This window comes from Plantibacter flavus (assembly GCF_002024505.1).
GTDB classification, from domain to species: Bacteria; Actinomycetota; Actinomycetes; order Actinomycetales; family Microbacteriaceae; genus Plantibacter; species Plantibacter flavus_A.
Map to the genome: position 1 here is coordinate 344940 of NZ_CP019402.1, position 26305 is coordinate 371244.

Here is a 26305-nt window from a genome sequence, read left to right on the forward strand (position 1 = left end):
GTCATCGACGGTATCGGGGATGGGTGCTCGAGGCCCACGGGGACAACTCCCCATCCGTCGGGAAGGCGGGCAAGGGGCCAGTCCAGTGACCCGGTCGGTCGAGGGTGGTGGGGAGCAGAGCCACTTCGTCACCTCGGGCCGCGTTGAGCTGCATCTGGGTGAGGAACAGGGCGTCCGAGAGGTCGGCCCCGTCGAGTCGTGCACCGCGGAGATCGGCACCGAGCAGGTCCACGCCCGCCAGGTCCGCTCCGCGGAGGTCTGCGCCGATCAGGACCGCACCGCGCAGGTCGGCTCCGCACAGTCGACGAGCGCGCAGGTCGCGGCCGGCGAGGTCCGCCGAGGAGCGGAGGTCGTCGTCCGGTGCGGTGTCGGCCAGGTACCCTCCCCGCGCCTCCTCGCTGACGTCGATCAGCAGGTGCCGGACCTCGGCGCGGAGGGAATCGACGTCGCAGGCGAGCACCTCGGAGGTGCCACCGTCGAGCGTCCGCTGGATCCCGGTACGGAGCCGGCTGATGTGCGCCATCAGGTCTGACGCGGTCGTCCGCTCGGCGGCTCCGACGAGGTACCAGCGCATCTCCTGCAGCTGGCGCACCACGGAGAACGTGGCGAACATCTCGGCGCTCGTGTCGGGGCGTTCCCGCCAGCTCGTGCCGCCGAAGAGCTCCTGCGAGACGAGTTGGCCCGCGCCGAAGCAGTCGAAGACGGTGCACCCGCGGAATCCTCTCGGACGCAGGGATTCGTGGATGGTGCAGGAGAAGTCGTCCGCCAGATTGAGGCAGGGCGTTTCCGCTGGTTTGTCGATCGGGAAGTCGGTCGATCGTTGGAACCCGAAGGCGGTGCAGCAGAGCGCGAAGCAGTCAGCGCAGTTCGCGCGAAGCGCCGAGCGGCCGTCGGAGGGGGTGGAGGAAGCGTCGATGGACGTCATGCGTGGGTGTTCTTTCCGGAGTGGTTTCGAGTGGAGGCCGGGGTGCAGGGGAACTCCGCAGGGAGCTCCCGTTCCGGGCGCACGAAATCACCGCCCCTCGTGGGAGGAGCGAACGGGTGTCGCTGAAAGGCCTCTGGGTCACAGAGCGGAAGAACGGTTCACTGTGTTCAGGCTACCCCGCCCGGTTGTGCACGTGCCAGGCTGCGACGCAGTCCTGCATCGGCAGGCCGACGGCGAGGTAGACGGTGCGATCGTGCGCGGACCGGGCGATCCGCTCACCCCGGAGCACCAGGCTGATCGGCGTGGTCGGTCGCTGCAGGATCGGCTCGACGAGCGCTGGGTCGTCGGCGTAGCGGGTCGCACCCGCCAGGGTCTCCTCGGGAAGCTCGCGTTTGCCGGGTTCGTCCATGCCGAGCACCGTGATGTGCTCGCAAGCCGCGAGCGCCGCGGCTTCGGCGACCGGCCGGCGTCCCCAGGTCGCGGTCATCGCCGAGGTAGCCGTCGTCAACGCCTGCTCGACCGTCGCCGTGACCGTCGAGCCCTCGCCCAGCTCGGCCCGCAGTGACTCGGCTCGGGCGGCATCCGGGTCGTGGATCCGGAATCCGACCGAGGGGCGTCGACGCTGCAGGGCTCGCGCGAAGGTCGCCCCTTGGACGCCGGCTCCGATGATCGCCACCGGTCCCGGTGTCGCGGCTGCGGTCAGGTGGTCGTGGACGTACGCGGCACTGAGCGCGGTTCGTTGTGCCGTGAGCCAGCCGCTGTCCATGATCGACAACAGGGCGCCGTCGGGCAGGCGGTGGAGCAGGATGGTCCCGTGCACGGCCTCGCGTGCGGTCGGGTTCTTCGCATGGACCTTCACCGTGTAGGCCGGGATGCCCTCGTGGCGACCGGGCACGAGGACCATGGCCGTGAGGTTGTCGTTGATCGGGACGCGGATGCGTTGCGGCGCACCCTCGCCCGTGTACGAGCGGAGTGCTGCACCGAGTTCCTCGGTGAGCTGCTCGACGTCCACGGCGGCGCGGACCTGTTCCCGGTCCAGGACCTGCGGTGATGTCATACGTCCACTCCAGCACAGCCACGGGAGCCGGTCCAATCCCGCGCATTCGCGGTGATGGTGGTACAGGCCCGGAGCGGCCGTGTCGGCGGTATCTTCTAGCGTGTCTCCGTGAAGATCCTCCTGCTGTCCCGCCAACCGGGCGCCATGGCGCCGTTCCTCGCCGAGTCGACCGATGCGGCGGGTCGTCGGCTGCGACTCGGGTACGTCGACGACGCACAGGTGGCGTTCGCCGAGGCTCCCTTCGTCCGCGCCGAGCGCGAGTCGGTGGAGGCCCTCGGCCACGAGGTCGTCCGGGTCACCGTCCGCGAGACCGCGCCTGCCGACCTCGACCGCACGCTGGCGGACCTGGACGCGGTCTACGTCGCGAGTGGAAGCACCTTCGCCCTGCTCGAGGCGTTGCGGAGCTCCGGGAACGACACGGTGATCACGAGGCACGTGCGGGCGGGCCTGCCGTACATCGGTTCCAGCGCCGGATCGATCATCGCCGGACCGGACGCCACCCCAGCCTCGCTCCTGGACGACCCTGCCGACGGCCCGACACTCACCGGCCTCGCCGGGCTCGCGCTGATCGACCGAACGGTGATCCCGCACGCCGACGGCCAGTTGCCGCCGTACCCGCCGGAGCTCATCAGCCGGACGCTGGAGCAGTACGCCGACGACTACCCGCTGGTCCCGCTCCGCGACGATCAGGCCCTGCTGATCGACGGCGCGACGGCGACGGTGATCCCGTCGAGTCCGTGAGGCCGGCGAGCACGTGCTGCGACGCCCCGCGTATCTGACTGACGCCGAGTTCGAGCCGTTGCACGACCTGCTCGCGTCGCCGCCGGAGGTCGACGTCGTCCTGGACGTCTCCGGCTTCACGATCGACCGACAGCTCGAGGCGATCCGTGGCGTGTGGTCGGTGTCCCGCTGATCCCGCCGGGGGTTCAGTCCCGGATGAGCTGGTTCAGTGCGGCCCAGCCGAGCGTGGGCGGTGATGCGGGAGCCGCATCGGGCGTCTCGAGCATCGCCGTCGCCCACTGCTGCGCGAGGCTGTAGGCGGCTTCCGCGATCGACGAACCCGCGCTGATACGACTCGCTCCGGCTCTCGCGAGCTCGCTGATCGACAGTGTGCCCGGGCCGAAGGCGACGTTGAGCGGCAGGGTCGTCGCATCGGCGAGCCGCTCGATCGTGTCGGCTCGGAGGGCGCCGAGCACGAAGATCCCGCTCGCGCCGGCCCGTGCATACGAGGCGGCTCGCGTGACCGTCTCGTCGAACCAGCGGTCGCTTCCGATGTCGCCGAGTCGATGCGTGTCGATGCGGGCGTTGATGAAGAGCGGGACCCCCGCGTCGTCAGCGGCGGACCGCGCTGCCGCGATCCGTCGTTCCTGTTCCTCGATCGGGCGCAGCGAGTCCTCGAGGTTCACCCCGGAGACGCCCGCGTCGATGCAGGAGGCGATCGTGCTGGCGACCTCGTCCGGTGTCTCCCCGTAGCCGCCCTCGATGTCCGCGGTGAGCGGGACGGACACAGACGATGCGATCCGTCGCACGGTGTCGAGTGCGACGTCGCGGGTCAGCTCGTTCCCGTCGCGGTGCCCGAGTGACCAGGCGACCCCGGCACTCGTCGTCGCGATGGCGCGGGCGCCGGACGCCAGGACGGCGCGGGCGGAGGCGACGTCCCAGGCGTTCGGCAGGATCAGCGGGTCTCCGGGGACGTGCATCGCCTGCAGGGCGAGCGCGCGTTCGAGCGGTGTGGTCATCAGGCAAGTCCAGCACATCTCGCCTGGCCGTTCGACTGCGGCCGCCTGACAGACCGCGCCTCCCCGTCTGGTGCCGTTTCCCGCCGGCGACGCGGTGATATGCGTCGCGGTACCGTAGGGCATGTCCCGGATCTTCGTGGTGTTCGGCTACGTGTACGCGGCGATCGCCGTCGTCACGGCGGTACTGATCGCGGCAGCGACCTGGTTTCTGGTGAAGGTGGACGCGTACCCAGGCGACAGCGGGCTGTGTCAGAACGCTCCGGCAGGTGCTCTGGTCGCGGAGAACCCGGCGCCGGCGTTGGAACTCTCCTGGTTTCCGTTCGGGTATCAGTGTGTGTACCCGATGGTCGGAGGCGGCACGGTCGCGACGCCTCCGACGGACTGGTCGGCGACCCAGGGAATGGCTGTGGCGATCGCCTTCCTGGTGACGGGGCTGGTCGCAGCGATCGTTGCCGGGTCGATTCAGCGCCGGGGCGTTCGACCCGTTGGCATGGCACCCTGCCCGTATGGTTGACCCGTCCGCAGGTGCGCGGTCCGTCGTCCCCTAGGAGGTAGCCGTGCGTGTCTTCGGAGTCTTTGCCCTCGTGCTCGCCGCCGTCGGCCTCGTGGTCGCCTCGCTGGTCGTGATCGGCAACCCGGATCTGGCCGCTCCCGGTCCGCAACTCCTGCCGTACCAGGCGTACGACTCCTGGCGCTTCGTCCTCGGCCTCCTGCTCTGGGGTGCGGGTGTCTGGCTTGCGGTCGGCATCCTCGCGGTGTCGCGTCAGCCCGGTCTCGCCTGGCTCGTCCTGCTGGCGTTCATCCCACTGCTCGTGGTCGACCTGATCGGCGGCGGCCTGATGCCGAGCTTCGTCCTGGCGCTCCTCGCGGTCGTCGTCCTCGGGCTCGTCGTCCCGGTGATCGTCGGGGTCGTCGGCGTCGCGATCGGCGGGGCTGTCCGGCGTCGGAAGCTGCGGACAGCACCGACGGCCTGAACCGCTCGGCCGGCGCCTCCGCTACCGCGCACCCTCGAAGGTCTGGGTGCCGAGGACGGCGAGGAGCTTGAGCTTGCCTGCGGCCTCGGTATGCGGCGCGGCTGTGAGGACGAGCAGCGCCTGCGACTGGTCCTCGGTGAACAGGGCCTGACAGTCCAGCTCGATGGGGCCGATCTCTGGGTGGATGAGCACCTTGTGGTCCTCGAAGCGCCGCCCGACCTCGTGCGTCGCCCACAGTCGCCGGAACTCCTCACTGTGCCCGGAGAGTGCCTCGACGATCTCGCCCGCCGGTGACTGCGCCCCCAGGGAGCCGTAGGCCGCACGCAGCGACGCGACCTGCGCTCGGCTCTGCCTGTCCCGGTCCTCGGCGGGGTATCGCTCGCGCTCCTCGTGGTGCAGGAACCAGCGGTAGATCGCGCTGCGTTCCAGACCCCGGTACCGGCTCGCATCACCGAACAGCGCCCGGGCAGGATCGTTCTGGACGAGCGTCTCGCCGAGCGCCGACAGGATGAGCGCGGGTGCGTCGGTGAGTCGGTCGAGGACGCGCAGGAGTGCCGGCGCGACGTAGTCGGTCGCTGCGAGACGGGTCGGAGCGTTGTGCCCGGCGATCCGGTACAGGTAGTCGCGTTCCTCGGCACTCAGCCGGAGGGCGCGGGCGAGTGAACCCAGCATCTGGGTGCTCGGCTGTGGACCCCGCTGCTGCTCGAGCCGCGCGTAGTAGTCGGTCGACATCGCTGCGAGCTGCGCGACCTCCTCGCGTCGGAGCCCCGCCGTCCGTCGCCGGGATCCGCTGCTCAGACCGACGTCCGCGGGCTGCAACGTCGATCGGTGTCGGAGGAGGAAGTCGGCGAGCGCTTGGCGATCCATCCCGCCAGTATCCGCCTCCGCGGCCAGGCGATCCAGGGATCGCGGATCCATGGATGGCCGGACCCTGGTGCGGCCGTCGTCGCCGACGGAGACTCGATGCATGCAGATCACCGGAAACACCGTCTTCATCCCCGGCGCGACGAGCGGCATCGGCCTCGCTCTCGCACGACGCCTCCACGCAGCCGGCAACACCGTCATCATCGGCGGGCGACGCACCGAACTCCTCGAGTCGATCGCAGCCGACGAGCCCGGCCTCCACGCCGTGCGGATCGACACGGCCGACCCCGCGAGCATCGAAGCCGCGGCGACGCAGGTCATCGCGGAGCACCCGGAGCTGAACGTGCTCATCACGATGGCCGGCGTCATGCGCGGGGAGGACTGGACCGGTTCCGACTTCGTCGCGACCGCTGAGGAGATCATCACGACGAACGTCCTCGGGCCCATCCGGCTCATCGGTGCGTTCATCGAGCAGCTCCGCAGTCGACCGGACGCGACGATCATGACCGTCTCGTCAGGGCTCGCCTTCACCCCGTTGCGGGTGACGCCGTCCTACAACGCGAGCAAGGCGGCCATCCACATGCTGAGCGAGTCCATCCGCCTCCAGCTGGCGGACACGGGCGTCCGCGTCGTCGAGCTCGTCCCGCCGGCCGTCCGCACCTCGCTCATGCCCGGCCAGGAGGAGAGTGACTTCGCGATGCCCCGCGATGCGTTCGCCGACGAGGTCATGGGCCTCATCGAGTCGCAGCCCGACGCCACGGAGATCCAGGTCGAGAACGTCAAGTTCCTCCGCTACGCCGAGGTGCGCGGCGAGTACGACCAGACGGTCGCGATGCTCAACCGCCTCGACCCGCACTAGGCGGACTCAGTCGCCCGGATCTGCACGAAATCAGGCCGAGATCGTGCAGATCCGGGCGACTCAGTAAGCCGCCGCCTCCAGATCCAGGACGACGTCGTCGAGGTCGGCACCGCTCACCGTCACGGTGATGGCGCCGGCCCGGCTCGGCCGGACGATCGCCAGCGCCCGTCCGTCGAACGTGGTGCGCGTGGTCGCGTCGAAGCGCTCGGTCGTCTTCGGGGCACCGGTTCCGAAGCCCGCGAGCCGACCCGCGCCCGTGACGCTGACCGAGACCTCGCGGTCGGCGCCGGTCACCAGGACGCCGGCCGCGTCACGCAGCTCGATCGCGATGAAGGCGAGATCGGTGTCGTCGGCGCGGAGTGTCGTCCGGTCTGCGGTCGCCACGAGTCTGGTCGGGCCGGTGGCGGAGACGAGCGCAGTGCGGCCGACCTCCGCGCCCGAGCGGAACGCGACCGCCTCGAGCATGCCCGGCCGGTAGACGGTCTCGAACTCGGCGAGCTTCGGCCGGCGTCCACCCACCGGGCCTCGCGCCACCTCGACACCGTCGAGCAGCAGGGCCACCTCGTCGGCGTCGGCGGCGACCTCGACCGTCACCGGCGCGCCCTCGAAACCGGGCCACGTCCACGAGTCGACCGAGTCGCTCCACGCCCACGGGGACTGCATCGTGATCGTCTGCCCGTGCCGTTCCGGTCGGAGCACCGCGATGGCCGGCTCGGACCGCAGACCGAAGACGATCTCCCGGTAGTACGACACCGGCCGCCGCCAGCCGGTGATGTCGAAGTCGCCGCACCATGCGGTGAGGTAGGGGAACTCGCGCTCGAGTGCGCCGTTCGCCTCGGGGTCCTCGGCGTAGGAGGTCGCACCGATACCGACCTCGCCGAGGTAGTCCCAGCCGGTCCAGGTGAAGTCGCCGATCACGTTCGGGTTCGCCTCGACGAGCGGCCAGAGGTCGCCGATCTGGGTCGGGAAGGTCTCCGAGCCGACGATCACGCGATGCGGGAACCGCTCGGCATCGCTCGCGTAGCGGCCGTCCGCGTAGTTGAGGCCGAGGACGTCGAGGGCTGCACTGGACTCCTCGGTGCGCGTCGTGACGGCGTCGGAGGAACCGATGAGGCTCATCATGTTCGCGCCCGCTTCGCCCATCAGCTCGTTCAATCCCTGGTCCGACGCCATGATGCCGTCCAGATCGTCGAGCACGGCCAGGGTCGCGTTCACGCCGTTCGTCACGAGTCGTGTCGGATCCAACGAGCGCACGTGCTCGGCGAGTTCCCGCGCCTGGATCGCGCCGTGCGGGGTGCCGACCTCGACGATCTCGTTGCCGATCGAGTACATGATCACGCTCGGATGGTTCATGTCCTTCGCCACCATCGACTCCAGGTCGGCCCGCCACCACTGCGCGAAGTCGAGGGAGTAGTCGTGGTCCGTCTTGCCCCGGCCCCACATGTCGAAGGCCTCGTCCATGACGAGCATGCCGATGCGGTCGCAGGCGTCGAGCATGGCTGGTGACGCCGGATTGTGGGCCGCCCGGATTGCGTTGAAGCCGGCGTCCTTGAGGAGCTGGACACGCCGTTCCTCGGCGCGCGCGATCGACGCTGCACCGAGCGGACCGTTGTCGCTGTGGATACAGGCGCCGCGGAGGAGCACCGGCTCGCCGTTGATGCGGAGACCTTTCCGCGGGTCGACCGTGACCGTGCGGATGCCGTGGACCGTGCGGACGACGGCCGCCTCGTCGGCGGGCCGGTCGTCGACCTCGAGCGATGTCCGCGCCGAGTACAGCGCCGGTGAGTCGACGCTCCACAGGGCCGGGTCCGGCACGTACAGCCGCTGGCGGATGAGCGCGCTACCGCCTGGCGCGACGGTGACCGGCGTGCGCTCGCCCTCGACCACGCTTCCGTCGGGGCCGGCCAGTTCCGTCGCGAGGACGCGCGCACTCCTGGTGAGACCCCGGTTGACGACGGTCGTCGCCACCTCGAGCACCGCCTGGTCGTCCTCGATCCGGACCGTCGTGATGCGGACGCCGTCGGGCTCGACGTGCGTGGGTTCGTCGACATGGAGGAGGACCGGGCGGTGGAGGCCGGCGCCCGCGTACCAGCGGGAGTCCTGTCCTGCGCGGGTCTCGATGCGCAGCGTGTTCGTCTCGCCGAAGCGGAGAAACGGGGTGAGCTCGACGAAGAAGCGCGCGAAGCCGTCGGCACGATTGCCGGCGAACTCGTCGTTGAGATACACCATCGCGTGTCGGAACGCGCCCTGGACCTCGAGCCGGACGATGCGACCGGACCACTCGGCGGGGACCTCGAAGGTCTTGACCTGGCTGAAGGCGCCGGCGGGGAAGTAGGCGGCCCCTCCCTTGGCGGGTACTTCCGGCGAGCGCTCGGCGTCGCGCAGGGCGTCGTGCGGGAGGGTCACGGTCAGCGAGTCGTCCGCACCGCCCTGGACGGCGGCGAACGGGCCTCGGGGTGCGCGGACGATCCAGTCGGCGGTGAACGGGATGGTGGTCATGACGTGCTCCAGTGCAGATCGGGGTGACGAAAGTCTTTCGGCGTCGCGCGCCGTGATTTCGACGGTAAGTGAGGCCGAGTGACATCGTCAACGCGTCGACTCGAAACAGTTTCGCTAGGCTGGGCGCGACCGACGGCTGCCCGCTGCGGGACGAGGGAGGGGACTCCATGGCACGAACGCCGATGACGGGTCCGACGCTGGCATCGATCGCGGAGCACGCCGGAGTCTCGATCGCGACCGTCTCGAAGGTGATCAACGGTCGGTCGGGCATGTCCGAGGCGACCCGTGCCCGGGTCGAGGTGGCCGTGCGCGAGCTCGGGTACCGCCCGACACCCCGGTCGATCCCCGGTGCTCCACGAAGCATCCACGTCGTGTTCGACACCCTGCACAGCGTCTACTCCCTCCGTGTCCTCGACGGCATGGTCGCCGCGGCACAGCGGTCGGACATCGACCTCGTGACGCGGGTGCTGTCGCCCGGTTCCGGATTCGGTTCCACGGATGCGACCGGAGACGAGGTGGCGCTCGACCGCGGCTTCGTCGACGGCGTCGCGGCGCGAGGTGCGATCGGCATGATCGTCGTCACGACCCCCATCGCCGCCGACGTCGTCGACGCGTGCCTCGACGCGGGCATCGCGCTCGTCGCGGTCGACTCGCCTGATCCGCTCGACCGCTCGGTCGCGAGTATCGGCTCGAGCCACGCCGCCGGCGGGCAGCAGGCGGTCGAGCACCTGCTCGATCTCGGCCACCGGCGGATCGCCTTCGTCGGAGGGAACCCGGCGAATCCGGGCCTGAGGGCGCGCGCCGTCGGGTACCGCGAAGCACTTCGCGGGGCCGGCATCCCGCTCGATCCGGACCTCGTCTCCGAGGAGGGGATGGGGACCGCCGGGGACGCCGTCGCGCGCATGCTGGCCAGCTCGGATCCGCCGACCGCCGTGTTCGCGTCCAACGACGCCGACGCCTTCGCGGTCGTGCGCACCGTCTTGCGGGCCGGACTTCGGGTGCCGGAGGACGTGAGCGTGGTCGGTTACGACGACACCTACTCGGCGATGCTGACCGTTCCGCTCCTGACGACCGTCCACACCTCGATGCGCGACATCGGCCGGGCGGCGGTCGACACCGCCCTCCGCCTGCATGCCGGCGAGCGGCCGTTCTCCCATCACCTCGAGCTCGCGACGACGCTCATCGCGCGGGAGTCGACGGGGCCGGTCCCGCCCTCGACGCCCTGAGTTGCCCGAATCTGTGCGTTTCGGCCCGAATTTCGAGCAGTTTCGGGCGACTCAGCGGGACGAGCGCGACAGGCGGAGGTCGTGGAGCGTGAAGCGGCCGACGGGGAGCGCGGCACGGATCCGGGACTCGTCGAAGCGGCGTGAGGGACGGAGGTCCGCAGGGAGTTCCGGTGCCGGTGGAGCCGCCTCGCTCACCCCTTCGGCCAGCATCTGCGCCTGCGCCTTCGCCACGAGCGGCGTCTTCATGAGGCGTTCCGCCGCGCGTGCGAGCAAGCGGATCGTCCAGACGGGGACCGGGACGTACAGCGGGCGGCGTCCGGCCACGTGCGCGATCCGGCGCACGGCCGCACCCAGCTCGAGTTCCTCGGCGCCCATGACCGCGACGGTCGGCTCCGGCACCCGGCCCTCGAGCGCTGCGACGAGGACGTCGACGGCGTCCGCGACCGGCACCGGACGCACGCGGCGTTCGCGGTAGCCGACGGTCGCGAACACCGGGAAGGTGCGGACGGCCTTGGTGACGTGATCGACCATGTGGTCGCCTGCGCCGTAGATCATGCCGAACTTGAGGACGGTGTGCGCGATACCCGAGCCCCGCACGATCTCCTCGGCAGCCCACTTCGTCTCGTGGTACCCGGAGCCGCAGTCGGGGCGCGCGCGGAGGAAGCTCACCAGGACGATCCGACCGACGCCGACGCGACGGGCCGCGTCCACGACCGCCCGGGTGCCGTCGACATGCACGCGCTGGAAGGTCTGATCACCGAGCTCGCGGTTGATCCCGGCGCAGTGCGCGACCGCGTCGCAGTCGGCGAACGCGGCGGTCAACGCCTCGACGTCGTCGATCTCCACGCCGGTGCGTCGGGAGACGACGACGATCTCGTGTCCGTCGTGCCGCAGCCGCTCGACGAGGTGCCGTCCGACGAACCCGGTCCCACCGGTAATGGCCACTCGCATGCTGTCTCCTTCGCTTGTTAGCAATATAGCGAAACTGTATATCGCAATTGTGCTAGATTGCAAACATGGCAGATACGGCGTCGGACATCTTCGCCGCGCTCGCTCACCCGACGCGACGGCAGATCCTGCAGGACCTCAAAGACGGTGAGCTCGCCGCGGGGGAGATCGCCGCACGCTTCGACGCCACCGGTCCGACCATCTCCAGGCACCTGAGCGTCCTGCGCCAGGCCGGCCTCGTCTCGGAGCGCCGCGACGCGAACCGCATCCTCTACTCACTCGTCGGTGAGCGCCTCGCTCTCTCGGTTGGCGACTTCCTGTCCACCGTGTGCCCGGAGCAGATGGTCCTGCGTGAGGTCCGAAAGCGCCGGACCGCGTAGCCTGGTCTCGATCCGGCCCTGAGTCGCCCGAACGTGTTCGATTCCGCCGCGATCTCGAGCCGTTTCGGGCGACTCAGCGCAGCCCGCGCGTGACGCTGTGGACGATCGTCTGCGTGGCGGCCTGTCCGGCACGGGTCGGCAGCAGTGCCCAGACGTGGAACTGTCCGGCGCCCTCGTGGTAGTCGACCATGACGCCGGCCGCTTCGGCTCGTTCGACGAGCACCTCGGCATCGGGGTTGAGGACGTCGCGGGTCCCGCTCAAGACCGTGAGCGGCCCGAGCCCGGCGAGGTCGCCGAAGAGCGGACTCACGGTCGGATCGGTGATGTCCAGATCGCCGCGCCAGTGCTCCGCGAACACGCGTCCGCCGGGCGTCGCCAGCCAGGGGTCACTCGGCTGCACGAGGGGGATCCGCGGGTTGCTCCAGGTGAGGTCGAGCGCCGGTGACAACAGGGTGGTCATCGGTAGGACGACGCCCTCGTCCCGGAGTCGGAGCGCAGCCGACAGTGCGATCTGACCGCCGGCCGAGTCGCCCGCGAGGACGGTCGGCCCGTGCCGCTCGATGCTGCGCCGGACCAGCTCGACGACGCCGGTCTGTGCCTCGGCCGCCGTGCCGTAGGGCACGAGCGGGTAGATCGGAAGTGTGACCACGGCGCCGGTCTCCGCGGCGATGGTGGCGGCCAGCGTCCAGTGCTGCGGTGCTATCTCGCCGACCCAGCCGCCGCCGTGCGCGTACACGACCCCGCCGATCGTCGGTCGCCGCGTGGGGGACACGGTGTACACCGGCCAGTCTCCGACACGTTCGACGTCGACCCGGACATCGCTTCGGAGGGTGCCGGGTGGACCGTAGGACACCGGCCTGAGGGTGCGCTCCCGGATCCGGCGGCGCGCTCCGGCCTCGCTGACGAAGGCCCGGTTCGCCCGGATGAGTCGGAGGGCGGGGCCGACGACGACGCCTGGGATGGTGAGCACGGTGCCTCCGCGGTTGACGGGTTCTCTGGGGATCGCCACGCTAGCAGCGCAGGCTGGGCAGGAGTCCCCATCGCCGCTCTGCTCTGTCGCTGCGGGGCCGGATCCTTGGCGGGGCCGGATCGCCCTTGGCGGGGCCGGTGCGGATTTCGCGTGGGACACTGGCAGACGGCGTCGACGTGCCGATCGCGCCGCAGCAGCCCGTCCCGAAGGAACCGCATGCCCGAGCTGAACCCCGTCGTCATCGAGCGAGTCGCCTGGGACGACGAGCGGGCCGTGCGGCTCCGCGCCGCGATGGACGAGGAGATGGACGCCCGGTACGCGTCGGCCTGGGAGGACTGGGACCCGGCGGCCGCCGAGCGAGCGCTGACCGCGTTCACCGTCGATCCTGCCGACATCAGCGCGACCTTCCTGGCCCTCATCGACGGCGAGCCGGTCGGCCACGCCGCCCTGCGCCGACTGCACGGCGAATGGGAGCTCAAGCGCGTCGTCACCCTCCCGGCTCACCGCGGCCGGGGTGTCTCGAAGCGCCTGATCACCGCCGTCGAGGACACCGCCCGTGCCGAGGGGGCGTCCCGACTCATCCTGCAGACCGGCGACCGCCAGCCCGAGGCCGTGCGGCTCTACGAGTGGCTCGGCTACGAACCCATCCCGATCTACTCGCCGTACGAGGTCATCCCGATGTCGCTCTGCTACGCCCGCCCGCTCCGCTGACGCTCAGCAGCTCAGCAGCTCGGCTGTCGCCGCTAGTGAGCTGCCTTCGCGGGCTGGTTCCGTGACCGCAGGCGCGAGATCCCGGTCACGATCGCGACGACGATCAGGCCGAGGACGACACCGAACACAGCGGACATCGCGGTGTCGGCGACCCAGACGACGACCGGTCCGGCGGCCTCGATCGCGTGGGTGACGACGTGCAGGAGGTCGTACGGTCCGTGCCAGAACGTCTCGGCGAGGTTCGCGATCACGAGGTGGCCGCCGACCCAGAGCATCGCGACCGTGCCGACGATGCTGATGACGCGGAAGACCGCGGGCATCGACGCGACGATCCGTGCACCGGTGCGGCGGACGCCGCGTGACGGGTTCTTCATGAGCCGGAGTCCGATGTCGTCGATCTTCACGAGCAGGGCGACCGCGCCGTAGACGACCGCCGTCATGACGAGGCCGATGACGAGGAGGGCGCCCAGCGTCATCCAGATGCCGAGCCCCGAGTCGAGGCTGGCGAGGGAGATGAGCATGATCTCCGTGCTGAGGATGAGGTCGGTGCGGACGGCCCCGGAGACGAGCTTCTTCTCGTCGCGGACGTCCTCCTCCGCCTCGGCGTGGTGCATGCCGAACCACTCCATGACCTTCTCCGCACCCTCGAAGCAGAGGTAGGTGCCTCCGACGATGAGGAGGAACGGCAGCACCCAGGGGGCGAACGCCGTGAGCAGCAGGGCGATCGGGATGATGATGACGAACTTGTTGATGAGGCTGCCGCGGGCGATCCGCCACACGACCGGCAGCTCCCGAGCGGGGGTGAGCCCCTGCACGTACTGCGGGGTGACGGCCGCATCGTCGATGACGACGCCGGCGGTCTTCGCACTCGCCTTGAGGGCTGCGCTGAGGATGTCATCGACAACGGCGAGCAGGCCGACCGACATGTGCTTCTCCTTGGCTCGGGGTCACACCGCTGCGGGCTCTGCGGGGACGGAGTCCACAGTACTGTCGTGATCGCCGAAGGGTGTACTGCTGGACACTCCCTCGCCGACGTGCACGGCCGTAGCGTCGTCCGTATGCAGATCCAACCGAAACCCGCGACGATCAAGAACCCCGCCGAGCAGTTCACCGGCGATGTCTACCTCGACCTGCTGGCCGCGCCGCAGCAGGACGGCCAGCACATGGTGGTCGCGAAGGTGCGGTTCCTCCCCGGCGCCCGCACCGCATGGCACTCCCATGCCAACGGGCAGACCCTCCACGTCACCGAGGGAGTCGCCCTCATGGGCACGCGCGACGGTGCCGTTCTCGTCGTCCGGCCGGGCCAGACGGTCTACACCCCACCCGGCGAGGAGCACTGGCACGGAGCCACGCCCGACGACTACATGGAGCACCTCGCGATGTTCGAACAGGCGGACGACCCGGCAATGAGCACGACCTGGCTCGAGCACGTCGCCGAAGCCGACTACCACCGCCCCTGACCGACTGCCCGACCGCGGCCCCGCTTCTCCGTTGTGGAGAAGCGGGCGTCCTCCCCGGAGGTAGGGAGGCCTCCCTTCCATGCGGATGCCACCCCGGTACTGTTGGCACTCACGACAGATTGGGGATTTCGAATGGTCGAGACCACACCGCGCCGCTCACGGTCGGCCGTGCTCGCGCTGACCTTGACGATCGGAACGCTCGTCGCAGCGGCGATCATCGGCGGATACTTCATCATCGTCGGCGATCAGGCCGACATCGCCGGGCGGGTCTGGCTCACGCTGCTGCTGCTCGCGGCCTTCGTCGGTGCCGTGTCACTCGACGCCGCAGCAGGGCACGGGCCCAACAAGTGGTATCTCGCGGCGTCGACGTTGGTGAACATCTTCCTCGTCACCGTCGGCCTCCTGAAGCTGTGGAACGGGTGGCTCCAGCCGCCGAACACCTCCGACGGGTTCGTCTGGTCCACGCAGATCATGCTGTTCCTCGGCATCCTCATCATCGTGCGTCTGGCGCTCATCATCATTCAGGTGTACTTCCTCCACTTCGTCACCCGCGCCACGTCCACCGTGGTCAGGGCCACCGGCATCGTGACGATCGCGCTGATCATCGCCACGGTCCTCGTGCTCGTGCTGCCCATGGCGTTCCCCGAGGGCACTTGGGCGGATTGGTGGTGGCGCATCGCCGCGGCCACAACGCTCGCTGCGGCGATCTCCGCCGTGATCCCCGTCATCGTCCGGGCGTTCTCGCCGAAGCCGGAGGGCGAGCGGGTGACCTACGGGCAGCGGCCGTACCGCCCGGAGGTGTACCAGCAGGCCGCACCCGGCTACCCGGTTCAGAGCTATCCGGGGCAGCAGGGATACCAGGGCCAGCAGTTCTACCCGGGACAGCAGCCGCAGCAGTCGTATCAGGCCCAGCCGTACCCGCAGCCGCCGCGCCAGGGGCAGCAGCAGCCGTACGGCGGCCAGCCGAACCCCGGCCAGTACGGGCAGGGGCACCCCGGGCAGGGCTACCAGGGGCAGCCGTACCAGGGGCAGCCCGCACCGCAGCAGCCCACCCCGCCGCAGCCGGGCCAGCAGTGGCCCACGCCGTCCTGGCAGGGCTCCGCGCCCGGCCAGCCTGCTCCGGCACAGCCCGCGCCGCAACAGTGGGGCCCTCCGCAGCCGCAGGTTCCGTCGTCGCCGGTTCCGCCCGCGCCTCCGCAGCAGGACCAGGAGCGTCCGCAGGAGTCCCGCCCTCCGCAGGAGCCGAAGCAGCCGGCGGAGTCACAGCAGCCGGCGCAGCCGCAGAGCCCGCCGCCCGCCGAGTAGGCGAACCGACCACGAGCCGGCTGGCAGCCGACCGCTTCCAGCCGGCTCCGTCGTCGGTCGCATTCGGAGTCGGGTTCTGCTTGCGCACAACTGCGTAGCCACACCTGGCACGTCTTCGCCCAGCGGCGGATGTGGTGATGCGCTCGCCCCATGAGTATGGAATCGGCGCGGTGCGACCGCCCGCCGCTGGCTCCACACGATGGGTGACGATGCGCAAGCTCCTGAAGGTTCCACTGATCTCGATCGCCACGATCGCCGGCCTCGTCGCGGCGGGCCTCGCGACGACGAGCATCGTGAACGCCGTGGCGAGTTCGTCGGAAGCGGGCGAACTGCAGCCCTACGGGCAGACGGTCGACGTCGACGGCAAGGACATGAACGTCGTCATCAGTGGTTCCGGCGCCGAGACGATCGTCCTGCTGCCCGGGCAGGGCACCGCGGCTCCCGGCCTCGACTTCGAGCCGCTCGTCGACGAGCTCCGCGACCAGTACCGGGTGGTGGTCGTCGAGCCGTTCGGCTACGGCCTCAGTGATCAGACGGACGTGCCCCGGACCTCGGCCAACATCGCCGGCGAGGTGCACGCCGCCCTGCAGCACCTCGGCATCGACCGCTACGTCCTCGCAGGACACTCGATCGCCGGTGTCTACGCCCTCGAGTATCTGGAGCGGTTCCGCGCCGAGGTGACGGCGTTCATCGGGATCGATACGAGCGTCCCGACCCAGCCCGGAAGCGACGAGCCGACGCCGACGGACGGGGTCGAGGCGCTGCAGGCACTCGGCATCCTCCGCCTCCTCACCGCCATCGCGCCCGACCCGTACGAGGGCCTCCCGTACGACGCCGACACGAAGCGCCAACTCGCGATCCTGACGAACCGCAATGCGATGTCGCCGACGCTGCTCGACGAGATCGCCCACACGCCCGGCAACTTCCAGGCGGCCCGATCCCAAGCGTTCCCGGCCGACCTGCCGATCCTCATGTTCGTCGTCGGCGACGACCCGGAACTCTCCGACTGGGTGCCCCTCCACGAGGAGCAGCTCGCCGGAGTCGAGCGGGGTGAGCTCGTCCGACTCGACGGCGGCCACTACCTGCACCACACCGAGGCGACGGTGATGGGCGAGGACATCGAGCGGTTCCTCGCCGACACGCCGGGAGACTGAATCCCCGGCCGATCCGGGCTGGCGTGTCGTCGGATGTCGGGTTAGGCTCACTCTCTATCGAACGTATGTTCGAACGACGGGAGGCCACGCATGTTGATCACGAGCACCGAGATCGCGGTCTGGACGACGCCGGCAGGCGTGCCGGAGCGACTGTTCTGGGATGGAGCCCGGTACCTCGTCACCGACACCCCGACCCCGCTCGAGCCGAACGTCTCGTTCGTCACCCATCCGCCCGCGGCGACCCCCGCCTGGCGGTTCCAGGCGACCGCTGCAGACGGCCGGTCCTTCGTCTTCGACATCCGACTCGATGCCGCGCGCGGACGCTGGCAACTCCTCCGAGCGTACGAATGAACCGCTCAGACCGTCGCCCGGGTCGACGTCGCTCCGGCTGTCAGGCCGCCGGCTGCAACCGCACCACGATCGCCTTCGAGACCGGGGTGTTGCTGCGGTCGGCCGTCGAGTCGAGCGGGACGAGGACGTTCGCCTCGGGGAAGTACGCCGCGGCGCATCCGCGAGCGGTCGGGTAGGAGACGACGCGGAAGCCGCGGAGCTCCCGATCCGGCTGCCCGGCCCACTCGCTGAAGACGTCCACCGTCTGCCCGTCCTCCAGGCCGAGGTCGCGGAGGTCGTCCGGGTTGACGAAGACGACGTTCCGGCCCTTCTTGATGCCGCGGTACCGATCGTTCAGGCTGTAGATCGTCGTGTTGAACTGGTCGTGTGAACGCAGGGTCTGCAGGAGCAGCCGACCGGGCGGGCAGTGGATCGGTTCGAGCTCGTTGACCGTCAGCAGGGCGCGACCCTCGGGGTTCGTGAACGTGCGGGAGTCCCGCGGCCCGTTCGGCAGGACGAAGCCGTCCTCGCGGCGGATCTGCTCGTTGTACCCCTCGCAGCCCGGCACGACCCGTCCGATGTGATCGCGGATCGTGTCGTAGTCGTCCTCGAACGCCTGCCAGGCGATGCCCGAGTCCTCGCCGAGCGTCGCTCGCGCGAGGCGCGTGATGATCGCGACCTCGGAGAGCAGACCGGGCGCTGCCGGCGGGATGCGGCCGTGCGAGGCATGGACAGCGCACACCGAGTCCTCCACGCTGACCATCTGCGGCCCGCTCGCCTGCAGGTCGATCTCGGTGCGCCCGAGGGTCGGCAGGATGATCGCCGCCTCGCCCGTGACCGCGTGCGAGCGGTTGAGCTTCGTGGAGATCTGCACGGACAGCTGCGTTCCACGGATCGCGGCCTCGGCGGCGGCGGTGTCGGAGATCGCCGCGACGAAGTTGCCGCCGAGCGAGATCCAGGTGCGGACCTCGCCCCGCTGCATCGCTCGGATCGCGTTCACCGCGTCGACCCCGTGCTCCCGCGGCATCGGGACCGCGAACTCACGCTCCATGGCGGCGAGGAAGGACTCGGGCATCTGCTCCCAGATACCCATCGTCCGGTCGCCCTGCACGTTGCTGTGCCCGCGGATCGGCGACGCACCGGCGCCGGGCTTGCCGATGTTCCCGCGGAGGAGGAGCAGGTTGATGATCTCCTTGATCCCGTTGACCGCCGCCTTGTGCTGGGTCAGACCCATGGCCCAGGTGACGATCGTCGCGTTCGACGCGATGTAGCGCTCGGCGAGTTCGTCGATCTGCTCGCTCGTGAGGCCGGTCGCCTCGAGCACCGCAGCCTCGTCGAGGTCGGCCAGGTGGGCCGTCAGCTCCTCGAGTCCGAGGCAGTGCTCGGCGAGGAACGCGTGGTCGAGGATCGTCCCCGGAGCCGCCGCCTCGGCCTCCAGGACCCGCTTCGAGACCGCCTGCAGCAGCGCCATGTCGCCGCCGAGCCGGATCTGCAGGAACTGGTCGGAGATGACCGTGCCGCGCCCGACCATGCCGCGGACCGTCTGCGGGTTCTTGTACCGCTCGAGCGCCGCCTCTGGCAGCGGGTTCACCGAGACGATCGTCGCGCCCGCCTGCTTCGCGTCCTCGAGCGCCGTGAGCATGCGGGGATGGTTCGTGCCCGGGTTCTGGCCCATCACGATGATGAGGTCGGCCTGCTCGAAGTCCTCGTACCGGATGGTCGACTTCCCGACACCGATGACCTCGCCGAGCGCCGTGCCGGTGGACTCGTGGCACATGTTCGAACAGTCGGGGAGGTTGTTGGTCCCGAAGGCGCGAACGAAGAGCTGATAGACGAACGCCGCCTCGTTCGACGCCCGGCCGCTCGTGTAGAACACGGCTTCGTCGGGGGACTCCTGACCGCGCAGCTGCTCGCCGACGATGGCGAACGCCTCGTCCCAACTCACCGGCCGGTAGTGGTCCGAACCGGCCGGCTTGTAGACGGGCTCCGACAGTCGCCCCTGCATGCCGAGCCAGTACTCCGATTTGTCGGCGAGATCGGTGAGCGAGTGTTCGGCCCAGAAGGCGCTCGGGATGACGACCGGCGTCGCCTCCCAGATGACGGCCTTTGCGCCGTTCTCGCAGAACTCGAGCTTCTTGCGGTCGTCCGGGTCGGGCCAGGCGCAGCTCATGCAGTCGAAGCCGCCGCGCTGGTTGATCGAGGTGAACAGCTCCGCGGTCCGCTTCGGCCCGAGTTGCCGGAGGGCGGGCTCCATCGAGTGCAGGATGCCGGGCAGGCCGACGGCGACGTGCTTCGGTTGGCTGACCTCGATGTCGGCGTCCGTGACGTCCTCGACGGGCGGTTCGGCGCTCATGCGTTCGCTCCGGTCTGGAGTGCTGCTGGTGCCGAGCCTTCGGCCGGGTCGGCGAGTCGACGTGCTCCGCTGTAGACGACCATCGAGTCGCCACGGAGGAAGCCGACGAGCGTCATCCCGAGTTCGGTGGCCAGTTCGGCGGCGAGCGACGACGGAGCGGAGACTGCTGCGAGCATCGGGATGCCGGCCATCGAGGCCTTCTGCGTGAGCTCGAAACTCGCGCGACCCGACACCATCAGGACCATGGAGCGGAGCGGGAGCAACCCCTCCTTCGCCGCCCATCCGACGACCTTGTCGACGGCGTTGTGTCGGCCGACGTCCTCGCGGAGGACGAGCATCTCGCCGGTCCGGGCGTCGAACAGGCCTGCGGCGTGCAGACCGCCGGTGCGCTCGAAGACCGCCTGCTGTGCCCGGAGGCGGTCGGGGAAGGTCACCAGGAGCGCCGGATCGAGGCGAAAGTCGTCGTCCGCGACGGAGTACCGCGAACTCGTCCGGACGGCGTCGATGCTCGCCTTGCCGCAGAGGCCGCACGAGCTGGTGGTGAAGAAGTTCCGTTCCAGGCTCGGATCCGGAGCGGGAACGCCGGGCGAGAGGGCGACGTCGAGCACGTTGTACGTGTTGACACCTTCGTCCGTCGCGCCGGCGCAGTACCGCGCGGTCCGGACGTCGTCACCCCGACCGATGACGCCCTCAGAGACGAGGAAGCCGATCGCGAGGTCGACGTCGTGGCCGGGCGTCCGCATCGTGATGGCGAGCGAACGACCACCGACGCGGATCTCGAGCGGCTCCTCGACGGCGAGGACGTCCTCGCGGGTGCGTGCGGGCTGTCCCACCGTGATGCGGGTGACGCGTCTGCGCGCCGTGATGCGAGTCATGGCTCATGGCTATCACCACCATCGGACGAGGGCAAGGTGCCTCACCGGATCCGCAGCCGCCTCGGGGGCTGGATCGCGGCTTAGGCTGGTGCCATGTCCGTCGATGCGATCATCCTCGCGGGAGGGCGGTCCTCCCGCCTCGGCGGCGTCGCGAAGGCGTCGTTGCTCCGCGACGGGCGGACGCTCCTCCAGCTCGCGATCGATGCTGCGCGGGCGGCCGGCGGCCGTGTCGTCGTGGTCGGCCCCGAGCTCGAGACGACCGCTCCGGTCCGCTTCGTCCGCGAGCGCCCCGCCTTCGGCGGCCCCGCTGCGGCCATCGCGGCGGGCCTGGACGCCCTGCGTGACGGCGTCGCGACCGAGGGCCCCGCACAGGTCGCCGTCCTCGCCTGCGACATGCCGGATGCCGCGCCGGCGCTCGCCGTGGTGCTCGAGGCAGCCGCCGCCACGGCCGGGACCGATGCCGACGGCTGGGTCGCGGTCGACGACTCCGGTCGTGAGCAGTCGCTGCTCGCCGTCTACCACCGGGAGGCCCTGGAACGCCGGGTCGCCGAACTCCGGGCGTCACAACCCGGCGGTGGCCTCGCGGGTGTCTCCGTCCGCCAGCTGCTCGCCGGACTCGTCCTCCGCCAGGTGTCCGTTCCCGACGGCGGCTCGGCCGACGTCGACACCTGGGCCGACGCCGCCGAACTCGGGGTCGACACCGCCGGCGAGTCGCCGGTGCCGGACATGTCCACCACTCCGACCGCCGACCCTGAGGAGCGTCTCCCATGACCGATGACCTGCACGCCGTCCTCGCGGACTGGACCGAACGAGTGTCCGCCGAGCTGGAGCTCGGCGACGTCGGGGTCGACATCGACGCGGTCCTCGGACTCGCGGGCACGGCCGCGCACGCCGTGCGGCGTCCCGCCGCCCCGCTCACCACCTACCTCGTCGGTATCGCGGTCGGGAAGGCGCTCGCGAGCGGTGCGGATCCGGTCGCCGCCGCCGAGGCTGCGACCGCGGCCGTCGAACGGCTGGTCGCCTCGGACACGACCGCATGACGAGGGCCTCCTGGTGGGACGCTCGCAGCATCGCGCATGCGACGGGTGCGGCGCATCGGTCCGACGTCGTCGACACCCTGACGCTCGCCGAGGCCCTCGGACACGTGCTCGCGGCGCCGCTCGTCTCGCCCATCGCGATCCCGCACTATGCCTCCTCGGCGATGGACGGCTGGGTGGTGGCCGGGAGCGGCCCGTGGACCCTGCTGACCGGTGAGGACGCCGAGCGCGCGCGGTCGGTCGGACTCGGCGACGGTGTCGCGGTCGACGTCCTGACCGGTGGGCTGATCCCGTCGGGCGCCGATGCGGTCCTCCAACTGGAGCACGGCGTGATCGGGCATGGCTCGGGATCAGCGCGCCTTCACCCCGCACCGTCCGCCCCGAGCGGGGAACCGCGGCCGGGGCGGCACATCCGACCCGCCGGAACCGAGTCACCCGCGGGGTCGACCGTCCTCGACGCCGGCACGCGTCTCAGTCCCGTCCACCTCGCTGTCGCCGTCGGCGCCGGCTTCGACCGCGTGCCCGTCGTGCCGACACCGCGGGTCCGCCTGGTCCTCACGGGTGACGAGGTCGTCACGAGCGGTGTTCCCGGCCCGGGGTTCGTCCGCGACAGTTTCGGCCCATCGCTCCCGGGAGTGATCGCCTCGCTCGGAGGCGTCGTCACATCCAGCGTCCGTGTCGGCGATGACGCGCCCACCACGGCCGACGCCCTCGGGCTGACGAGTGCGGTCACCGCTTCCGCCCGCCACCAGCGGGACCTCGTCGTGACCACGGGTGGTACCGGCGACTCCCGAGCCGATCACGTCCGAGCGTTGCTCCGTGACGCGGGTGCCGAGTTCCTCGTGGACGGCGTCGACGTCCGCCCGGGTGGCCCTGCGCTGCTCGCGCGGCTGCCGGACGGTCGCCTGTTCGTCGGCCTGCCCGGCAACCCGCTCGCCGCCCTGCTCAGCGTCCTCACGCTCGTGCACCCGGTGCTCGCCGGCCTCCAGGGACTCGAGCTCCCGGCCCTGCGACCGGCGGTGCTCGCCTCGCCCGTCGACGGGGCCCGCTCAGGGACGGTGCTGCGCCCCTACCGCTCGGTGCACGATCCCGATTCGGCGACGCCGCATGCGGAGCCGACGCCATGGCAGGGAGCAGCCATGCTCCGCGGGCTCGCCGACGCCGATGGCGTGCTCGTGTGCCCGGGCTCCGGCGCGGCCGCGGGCGGCCTGGTACCGAGTCTCGACCTGCCCTGGTGATCGGGCCTCGGGTCAGCGGCCCCGGACGGCCGCAGCCGTCATCAGCTGCAGCAGTTCCTCGCCGGCGAGGATGCCGCGCCGCTCGGTGACCGTCAGCGTGTCGATCGTGAAGCCCTCGTCGTCGAGCTCGCCGTGCGCCGGCCGGAACGCGAGGTCGGCGGTCTCCAGCATCGACTGGTCGAGGAGCGAGTCACCGGCCGCGAGGACGAGTGGTCCGTCGAGGCGGCGGGCGACCTCACTGACCGCATCGTGCTTCGTGAGCGTCCGCGGCACGCAGTAGAGCTTCCGTCCCTGCAGGGACACGGTCCACCCGAGCCGTTCGCACTCCTGCTCGACCTGCTCGAGCCAGCCCGCCGGGATCGCGTCGCGCTCGACGATCGAGTAGAAGAACAGCGCGTCGGCGACGTTCGTCTTGAGGATCCAGGTCGGCGAAGCCAGCTCCTCGAAGCGCGCGAGCGCCACGTCGAGCGGAGCGGTGTGGTCGGTGAGGTGCGCTCGCACTCGGTCGCGCCAATCGGCGTCCGGGACGCCGTCGACGAGGATCTCGCCGCCGTTGCTCGTGATCGCGTAGGCGGGCGCGCCGCCCGGCAGCTGCACCCGCTGATACTGCGCCACCGTCCGCGTCGTGACCGGCATGAACACGGCCTGCGAGCGCAGCTCGATCAGCAGGCGCTCCGACTCGCGCGTCATGAACGAGATCGGCACGCCGTTCCAGAGCTCCGAGACGATGATCGACGGCGCCTCGGGGTCCGGCGTCTCGAGCCAGAACGCCTTCGGCGAGTAGATGAGGGTGCGATCCAGGTCGCAGGCGACGAGGGCGCTCACTGGGCGTCTCCCGCCGCGGCGTCGCTCAACGGGTTGATGAGGCCGACACAGCTGTAGGGCAACCCGGGCACGACCTCGACCGGCACACCGCGCTGCTCGGCGAGCAGGAGCACGTGCGCGACGTCGTCGAGGGCGTCCGGCGACACGAGCACCTTCCACGGAACTCGGCGGAGCAGGACGCGGGTGGTCTCGCCGACACCCGGCTTCACGAGGTTCACGGTCGGGATGTCGTACTGTTCCCGGATCCGTTCGACGGCCTCCCAGCCGATCCAGCTCGGTTCACGGTCGGCCGTCGAGGCCTCCTCAACACCCGCGGCGACGTCGTCGACCACCTCGGCGAAGCGGCCCGAGACCGCGTCGAGGAAGGCGCCGGAGACATCGTGACTGCTCAGCTCGCGGTAGAACTTGGCACCGTGGAACTGGTCGTCGGAGAGCAGCTCGCGGTTGTACACCGTGCGGGACACGAGGCCGGAGACGGTGGAGTTGAGGCACGCCGAGGGGATGAGGTAGTCGTCGCGGGTGCCGTACACGGGCACGCAGTGGCCGGGGTCGGCGAGGACAGCCAGCTCGTCGGAGAAGCGGATGCCGTCGGTCTCGGCGAAGAGTTCCAGCGCCGCCGTCAGCTCGCGCGCGATGGCGCCCTTGCCGGTCCAGCCGTCGACGAACGCGATCTGCTCCGGGTCGTGATGCGCCGCGAGGTAGCGCAGCGCGGTCCCGTCGACGCCGACCCCGCGCACGATGCTCATCGTGTAGTGCGGCACGTCGATCCCTCGGACCTCCATCGCCCAGCGACGCATGAGGATCCCGATGGGCGTTCCGGCGCGGGCGAGGGAGACCAGCACGGGTCGGTTCGCACGGGAGGCCAGGACCAGGTCGGTGACGACGCCGACGGCCACCGCGAGGCGACGGCTCGACCGCGCGAGAGCGTCGCGATAGAGCTCCTCGTACTCGGGGGAGGGCAGGTACTCGATGGGCAGCGACTCGGCGTAATGTGCGCGACCGCTCTGGATCGCGGCCTCACGTTCGGAGGCGTCGGCCTCGAGGCGGGTGTCGCCGAGGTCGGTCAGCAGCCAGCGCACCTCCGAGGCGTCGTAGGACCCGAAGTCCGGTCCGGTGAGCGGCTCGGGGAGGGCGGCGGCGTCGATGGTCACGGTGCGGGGTTCCATTCGGCTGGGGTCGGGACGGATTCGGTGAGGAGGACGACGATGACGCGGTCGGTGACGGTCCGGAGCGCGTCGACGACGCCATCGGGCCGGAGCAGGAGCTCTCGGTCGGCCCCCGGTTCCGGGAACAGGACCACCGCCGCGAACCGTGAACCGCCGCGGGAGAGGTTGTAGGCGAAGCGGGGCCCGAGGCCGTCGATGGTGCGGTCATGACTGGTGAAGGACACCGCGCTCGCGATGGCGTAGTCGTCACGGTCGATCACGGCGATGGGGGACCGAGTGGTGGTGGAGAAGCGCGTCGCTCCGCGGGTGCGGTCGAGGTGGGCGGCGACGGCCAGCGGTACCGCGATGAACTCCTCGGAGCCGAGCACCACCACCTCGCCGTCCGGCAGCTCCGGAAGGACCCGGTCGGCGATCGCGGCCGTCATCGCGTCGTCCAGGCGTCCAGGCGCACCGAAGCGTGCGCTCCGCACGGGCGACAGGTCGGATGCGTCCACGACGACGACGTCGCCGGCCGTGGTCGATCCGGCGGACGACGCGGCGGGTGCGGCGTCGATGACCGCTCGCGCGCGGGCGAGGACGTCCTCCGGAAGGTCGACGGCACCCACGCCGAGCGCCACGACGGTGATCCGGGTGCCGAGCCGGTCGGCGAGGTCGTCGAAGCGCTGTCGGTCCGCATCCGAACGGAGGTCGATGAGTCCCGCGACCACCCAGTGCGCCTGCGGTGTGGTGGCGTGCAGCGCGGTGATCGTGTTGCGGACGGTGCGGCCGGTGCTCAACTCGTCGTCGACGAGCACCGTGGTCCCGCCGGCCGTGGCCCACGCGGGGTCGCTCGGATACAGGCGATGGTCGCTCGCGTGCGAGTGCTCTTCCTCGAACGGCGTGAAGGGCACGTCCGCCTCGTGCCTCGTGGAGTGGAGGTAGGGCGAGCCGAGCGCGTCGGCGACGATGTGGCCGAGCCCGGTCGCCGTCTCGGCATAACCGACGGTGACGAGCTCCGGGCCGGCCGCTGGGGCTGCATCGCGGAGCTCGGCGAGGTGCTCACGGACGGCGGTGAGGGCGGCGAGACCGTCAGCATCCGGCCGTTCCCGTCGGGCCAGGAGGTGCGCCACGGTGTCGAACGGAGCCGTCTCCGGATCGCTGCCGTCGAGCGCGCTCCGCACCAGCAGTCCGAGCAGTTCTCCGGCGGCGAGTGCCAGGCCGGGCACGGTCGGCACGTGTTTGGCGAGGACCGTCGACACGAGCAGCTGAGCGCGTTTGGGGTTGTCGCGGAGCGCCAGACCGACGAGGTCCTCCACCGGGATCAGGCTCCGGGACGCGTCCGAGCGCAGGCCGATGCCGACGGCGTCGCGCACGAAACCGCCTGTCCATGCGCCCATCGATACCGTCACCGCATGCTCGTCTCGAGGAGGT

28 protein-coding genes are annotated in these 26305 nt (G+C 70.5%); 15 read left to right on the plus strand and 13 right to left on the minus strand.

Annotated elements, in window-relative coordinates; translation table 11 throughout:
* Window position 1: 1 nt before the first annotated feature.
* Window positions 2-925, minus strand: a complete 924-nt coding sequence (locus BWO91_RS01590; protein ID WP_079000778.1) for a pentapeptide repeat-containing protein — start codon at window positions 923-925, stop codon at window positions 2-4.
* Between the two features lie 172 nt (window positions 926-1097).
* The gene (locus tag BWO91_RS01595) at window positions 1098-1982 is read right to left on the minus strand and encodes a hypothetical protein (protein ID WP_079000780.1); all 885 of its coding nucleotides are present in this window, start codon (window positions 1980-1982) and stop codon (window positions 1098-1100) included.
* Window positions 1983-2090: 108 nt separating this feature from the next.
* Here BWO91_RS01595 and BWO91_RS01600 point away from each other — a divergent pair, with 108 nt between their 5' ends.
* Together BWO91_RS01600 and BWO91_RS19525 are read left to right on the plus strand one after the other, a co-directional pair.
* Window positions 2091-2723 carry a Type 1 glutamine amidotransferase-like domain-containing protein gene (locus BWO91_RS01600; protein ID WP_205847561.1) on the plus strand — a complete coding sequence of 211 codons (633 nt, stop codon included), beginning with the start codon at window positions 2091-2093 and terminating at the stop codon, window positions 2721-2723.
* A 13-nt stretch (window positions 2724-2736) separates the two neighbouring features.
* Window positions 2737-2895 (plus strand): hypothetical protein, encoded by a 159-nt coding sequence (locus tag BWO91_RS19525; protein ID WP_153303345.1) that lies wholly within the window; start codon window positions 2737-2739, stop codon window positions 2893-2895.
* Window positions 2896-2908: 13 nt separating this feature from the next.
* On the opposite strand, the gene BWO91_RS01605 is transcribed toward BWO91_RS19525, so the two are convergent.
* Window positions 2909-3721 carry an isocitrate lyase/PEP mutase family protein gene (locus BWO91_RS01605; protein ID WP_079000781.1) on the minus strand — a complete coding sequence of 271 codons (813 nt, stop codon included), beginning with the start codon at window positions 3719-3721 and terminating at the stop codon, window positions 2909-2911.
* Between the two features lie 121 nt (window positions 3722-3842).
* Between BWO91_RS01605 and BWO91_RS01610 the strand changes: the two genes are divergently transcribed.
* Both BWO91_RS01610 and BWO91_RS01615 read left to right on the plus strand, forming a co-directional pair.
* Window positions 3843-4235 (plus strand): hypothetical protein, encoded by a 393-nt coding sequence (locus tag BWO91_RS01610; RefSeq protein ID WP_079000783.1) that lies wholly within the window; start codon window positions 3843-3845, stop codon window positions 4233-4235.
* 43 nt (window positions 4236-4278) lie between these two features.
* Window positions 4279-4695 (plus strand): hypothetical protein, encoded by a 417-nt coding sequence (locus BWO91_RS01615; RefSeq protein WP_079000785.1) that lies wholly within the window; start codon window positions 4279-4281, stop codon window positions 4693-4695.
* Window positions 4696-4716: 21 nt separating this feature from the next.
* On the opposite strand, the gene BWO91_RS01620 is transcribed toward BWO91_RS01615, so the two are convergent.
* Complete coding sequence (locus tag BWO91_RS01620) at window positions 4717-5562, minus strand: helix-turn-helix transcriptional regulator (protein ID WP_079000787.1); 846 nt, start codon at window positions 5560-5562, stop codon at window positions 4717-4719.
* Window positions 5563-5662: 100 nt separating this feature from the next.
* On the opposite strand from BWO91_RS01620, the gene BWO91_RS01625 reads away from it, so the two are divergent.
* Window positions 5663-6418, plus strand: coding sequence for an SDR family oxidoreductase (locus BWO91_RS01625; RefSeq protein ID WP_079000789.1), 756 nt, complete (start codon window positions 5663-5665; stop codon window positions 6416-6418).
* Window positions 6419-6478: 60 nt separating this feature from the next.
* On the opposite strand, the gene BWO91_RS01630 is transcribed toward BWO91_RS01625, so the two are convergent.
* Entirely contained in the window at window positions 6479-8917 is a 2439-nt protein-coding gene (locus BWO91_RS01630; RefSeq protein WP_079000791.1) for a glycoside hydrolase family 2 TIM barrel-domain containing protein, read from the minus strand.
* A 167-nt stretch (window positions 8918-9084) separates the two neighbouring features.
* Between BWO91_RS01630 and BWO91_RS01635 the strand changes: the two genes are divergently transcribed.
* Entirely contained in the window at window positions 9085-10143 is a 1059-nt protein-coding gene (locus tag BWO91_RS01635) for a LacI family DNA-binding transcriptional regulator (RefSeq protein WP_079000793.1), read from the plus strand.
* 51 nt (window positions 10144-10194) lie between these two features.
* Here the strand turns inward: BWO91_RS01635 and BWO91_RS01640 are convergent, their stop codons facing one another.
* A complete protein-coding gene (locus BWO91_RS01640) occupies window positions 10195-11094 on the minus strand; it encodes an NAD-dependent epimerase/dehydratase family protein (protein WP_079000795.1) in 900 nt (299 codons plus the stop codon).
* 65 nt (window positions 11095-11159) lie between these two features.
* On the opposite strand from BWO91_RS01640, the gene BWO91_RS01645 reads away from it, so the two are divergent.
* Window positions 11160-11471, plus strand: a complete 312-nt coding sequence (locus BWO91_RS01645) for a metalloregulator ArsR/SmtB family transcription factor (RefSeq protein ID WP_064295846.1) — start codon at window positions 11160-11162, stop codon at window positions 11469-11471.
* Between the two features lie 73 nt (window positions 11472-11544).
* Here the strand turns inward: BWO91_RS01645 and BWO91_RS01650 are convergent, their stop codons facing one another.
* Window positions 11545-12480 (minus strand): alpha/beta hydrolase fold domain-containing protein, encoded by a 936-nt coding sequence (locus BWO91_RS01650; protein WP_240555635.1) that lies wholly within the window; start codon window positions 12478-12480, stop codon window positions 11545-11547.
* A 177-nt stretch (window positions 12481-12657) separates the two neighbouring features.
* Between BWO91_RS01650 and BWO91_RS01655 the strand changes: the two genes are divergently transcribed.
* On the plus strand, window positions 12658-13152 hold the full coding sequence (locus BWO91_RS01655; protein ID WP_079000799.1) for a GNAT family N-acetyltransferase: 495 nt from the start codon (window positions 12658-12660) through the stop codon (window positions 13150-13152).
* Window positions 13153-13184: 32 nt separating this feature from the next.
* Here BWO91_RS01655 and BWO91_RS01660 read toward each other — a convergent pair whose 3' ends face one another.
* Window positions 13185-14078: a DUF808 domain-containing protein gene (locus BWO91_RS01660; protein WP_079000801.1), complete on the minus strand. Its 894-nt coding sequence runs from the start codon at window positions 14076-14078 to the stop codon at window positions 13185-13187.
* Between the two features lie 132 nt (window positions 14079-14210).
* On the opposite strand from BWO91_RS01660, the gene BWO91_RS01665 reads away from it, so the two are divergent.
* The 4 genes from BWO91_RS01665 (at window position 14211) to BWO91_RS01680 (ending at window position 17422) form a co-directional block, all read left to right on the plus strand.
* Complete coding sequence (locus BWO91_RS01665) at window positions 14211-14612, plus strand: (R)-mandelonitrile lyase (protein ID WP_079000803.1); 402 nt, start codon at window positions 14211-14213, stop codon at window positions 14610-14612.
* A gap of 132 nt (window positions 14613-14744) precedes the next feature.
* Window positions 14745-15917: a hypothetical protein gene (locus tag BWO91_RS20390; protein ID WP_079000804.1), complete on the plus strand. Its 1173-nt coding sequence runs from the start codon at window positions 14745-14747 to the stop codon at window positions 15915-15917.
* A gap of 209 nt (window positions 15918-16126) precedes the next feature.
* On the plus strand, window positions 16127-17071 hold the full coding sequence (locus BWO91_RS01675) for an alpha/beta fold hydrolase (protein ID WP_079000806.1): 945 nt from the start codon (window positions 16127-16129) through the stop codon (window positions 17069-17071).
* 90 nt (window positions 17072-17161) lie between these two features.
* Window positions 17162-17422: a hypothetical protein gene (locus tag BWO91_RS01680; protein ID WP_064295852.1), complete on the plus strand. Its 261-nt coding sequence runs from the start codon at window positions 17162-17164 to the stop codon at window positions 17420-17422.
* A gap of 40 nt (window positions 17423-17462) precedes the next feature.
* On the opposite strand, the gene BWO91_RS01685 is transcribed toward BWO91_RS01680, so the two are convergent.
* Complete coding sequence (locus BWO91_RS01685) at window positions 17463-19754, minus strand: FdhF/YdeP family oxidoreductase (protein ID WP_079000808.1); 2292 nt, start codon at window positions 19752-19754, stop codon at window positions 17463-17465.
* Complete coding sequence (gene fdhD, locus BWO91_RS01690) at window positions 19751-20629, minus strand: formate dehydrogenase accessory sulfurtransferase FdhD (RefSeq protein WP_071261361.1); 879 nt, start codon at window positions 20627-20629, stop codon at window positions 19751-19753. The genes BWO91_RS01685 and fdhD overlap by 4 nt, the downstream gene beginning before the upstream one ends.
* Before the next feature lie 93 nt (window positions 20630-20722).
* Here fdhD and mobA point away from each other — a divergent pair, with 93 nt between their 5' ends.
* The 3 genes from mobA to BWO91_RS01705 are packed head-to-tail and all read left to right on the plus strand — an operon-like array spanning window position 20723 to window position 22904.
* On the plus strand, window positions 20723-21400 hold the full coding sequence (mobA, locus tag BWO91_RS01695) for a molybdenum cofactor guanylyltransferase (protein ID WP_079000810.1): 678 nt from the start codon (window positions 20723-20725) through the stop codon (window positions 21398-21400).
* Window positions 21397-21669: a DUF6457 domain-containing protein gene (locus tag BWO91_RS01700; RefSeq protein ID WP_071261359.1), complete on the plus strand. Its 273-nt coding sequence runs from the start codon at window positions 21397-21399 to the stop codon at window positions 21667-21669. The genes mobA and BWO91_RS01700 overlap by 4 nt, the downstream gene beginning before the upstream one ends.
* Window positions 21666-22904 (plus strand): molybdopterin molybdotransferase MoeA, encoded by a 1239-nt coding sequence (locus BWO91_RS01705; RefSeq protein WP_079000812.1) that lies wholly within the window; start codon window positions 21666-21668, stop codon window positions 22902-22904. The genes BWO91_RS01700 and BWO91_RS01705 overlap by 4 nt, the downstream gene beginning before the upstream one ends.
* Window positions 22905-22916: 12 nt before the next feature.
* On the opposite strand, the gene BWO91_RS01710 is transcribed toward BWO91_RS01705, so the two are convergent.
* From BWO91_RS01710 to BWO91_RS19535, 3 genes are read right to left on the minus strand one after another with little or no spacing between them, the layout of a single operon-like run.
* Window positions 22917-23729, minus strand: coding sequence for a hypothetical protein (locus tag BWO91_RS01710; protein ID WP_079000813.1), 813 nt, complete (start codon window positions 23727-23729; stop codon window positions 22917-22919).
* Window positions 23726-24880, minus strand: coding sequence for a cysteine protease StiP family protein (locus tag BWO91_RS19530; RefSeq protein WP_167620420.1), 1155 nt, complete (start codon window positions 24878-24880; stop codon window positions 23726-23728). Before BWO91_RS19530 ends, BWO91_RS01710 begins: the two co-directional genes overlap by 4 nt.
* Window positions 24877-26271, minus strand: coding sequence for a phosphoribosyltransferase domain-containing protein (locus tag BWO91_RS19535; protein ID WP_167620421.1), 1395 nt, complete (start codon window positions 26269-26271; stop codon window positions 24877-24879). The genes BWO91_RS19530 and BWO91_RS19535 overlap by 4 nt, the downstream gene beginning before the upstream one ends.
* Window positions 26272-26305 lie beyond the last annotated feature (34 nt).

Excerpts from the sequence above, each read along its gene's own strand:
- BWO91_RS01590 (WP_079000778.1), bottom strand. The coding sequence starts at position 925 with ATGACGTCCATCGACGCTTCCTCCACCCCCTCCGACGGCCGCTCGGCG.
- BWO91_RS01595 (WP_079000780.1), bottom strand. The coding sequence starts at position 1,982 with ATGACATCACCGCAGGTCCTGGACCGGGAACAGGTCCGCGCCGCCGTG.
- BWO91_RS01605 (WP_079000781.1), bottom strand. The coding sequence starts at position 3,721 with ATGACCACACCGCTCGAACGCGCGCTCGCCCTGCAGGCGATGCACGTC.
- BWO91_RS01610 (WP_079000783.1), top strand. The coding sequence starts at position 3,843 with ATGTCCCGGATCTTCGTGGTGTTCGGCTACGTGTACGCGGCGATCGCC.
- BWO91_RS01620 (WP_079000787.1), bottom strand. The coding sequence starts at position 5,562 with ATGGATCGCCAAGCGCTCGCCGACTTCCTCCTCCGACACCGATCGACG.
- BWO91_RS01625 (WP_079000789.1), top strand. The coding sequence starts at position 5,663 with ATGCAGATCACCGGAAACACCGTCTTCATCCCCGGCGCGACGAGCGGC.
- BWO91_RS01630 (WP_079000791.1), bottom strand. The coding sequence starts at position 8,917 with ATGACCACCATCCCGTTCACCGCCGACTGGATCGTCCGCGCACCCCGA.
- BWO91_RS01635 (WP_079000793.1), top strand. The coding sequence starts at position 9,085 with ATGGCACGAACGCCGATGACGGGTCCGACGCTGGCATCGATCGCGGAG.
- BWO91_RS01640 (WP_079000795.1), bottom strand. The coding sequence starts at position 11,094 with ATGCGAGTGGCCATTACCGGTGGGACCGGGTTCGTCGGACGGCACCTC.
- BWO91_RS01645 (WP_064295846.1), top strand. The coding sequence starts at position 11,160 with ATGGCAGATACGGCGTCGGACATCTTCGCCGCGCTCGCTCACCCGACG.
- BWO91_RS01655 (WP_079000799.1), top strand. The coding sequence starts at position 12,658 with ATGCCCGAGCTGAACCCCGTCGTCATCGAGCGAGTCGCCTGGGACGAC.
- BWO91_RS01660 (WP_079000801.1), bottom strand. The coding sequence starts at position 14,078 with ATGTCGGTCGGCCTGCTCGCCGTTGTCGATGACATCCTCAGCGCAGCC.
- BWO91_RS01665 (WP_079000803.1), top strand. The coding sequence starts at position 14,211 with ATGCAGATCCAACCGAAACCCGCGACGATCAAGAACCCCGCCGAGCAG.
- BWO91_RS20390 (WP_079000804.1), top strand. The coding sequence starts at position 14,745 with ATGGTCGAGACCACACCGCGCCGCTCACGGTCGGCCGTGCTCGCGCTG.
- BWO91_RS01675 (WP_079000806.1), top strand. The coding sequence starts at position 16,127 with ATGCGCAAGCTCCTGAAGGTTCCACTGATCTCGATCGCCACGATCGCC.
- BWO91_RS01680 (WP_064295852.1), top strand. The coding sequence starts at position 17,162 with ATGTTGATCACGAGCACCGAGATCGCGGTCTGGACGACGCCGGCAGGC.
- BWO91_RS01685 (WP_079000808.1), bottom strand. The coding sequence starts at position 19,754 with ATGAGCGCCGAACCGCCCGTCGAGGACGTCACGGACGCCGACATCGAG.
- fdhD (WP_071261361.1), bottom strand. The coding sequence starts at position 20,629 with ATGACTCGCATCACGGCGCGCAGACGCGTCACCCGCATCACGGTGGGA.
- mobA (WP_079000810.1), top strand. The coding sequence starts at position 20,723 with ATGTCCGTCGATGCGATCATCCTCGCGGGAGGGCGGTCCTCCCGCCTC.
- BWO91_RS01700 (WP_071261359.1), top strand. The coding sequence starts at position 21,397 with ATGACCGATGACCTGCACGCCGTCCTCGCGGACTGGACCGAACGAGTG.
- BWO91_RS01705 (WP_079000812.1), top strand. The coding sequence starts at position 21,666 with ATGACGAGGGCCTCCTGGTGGGACGCTCGCAGCATCGCGCATGCGACG.
- BWO91_RS19535 (WP_167620421.1), bottom strand. The coding sequence starts at position 26,271 with ATGGGCGCATGGACAGGCGGTTTCGTGCGCGACGCCGTCGGCATCGGC.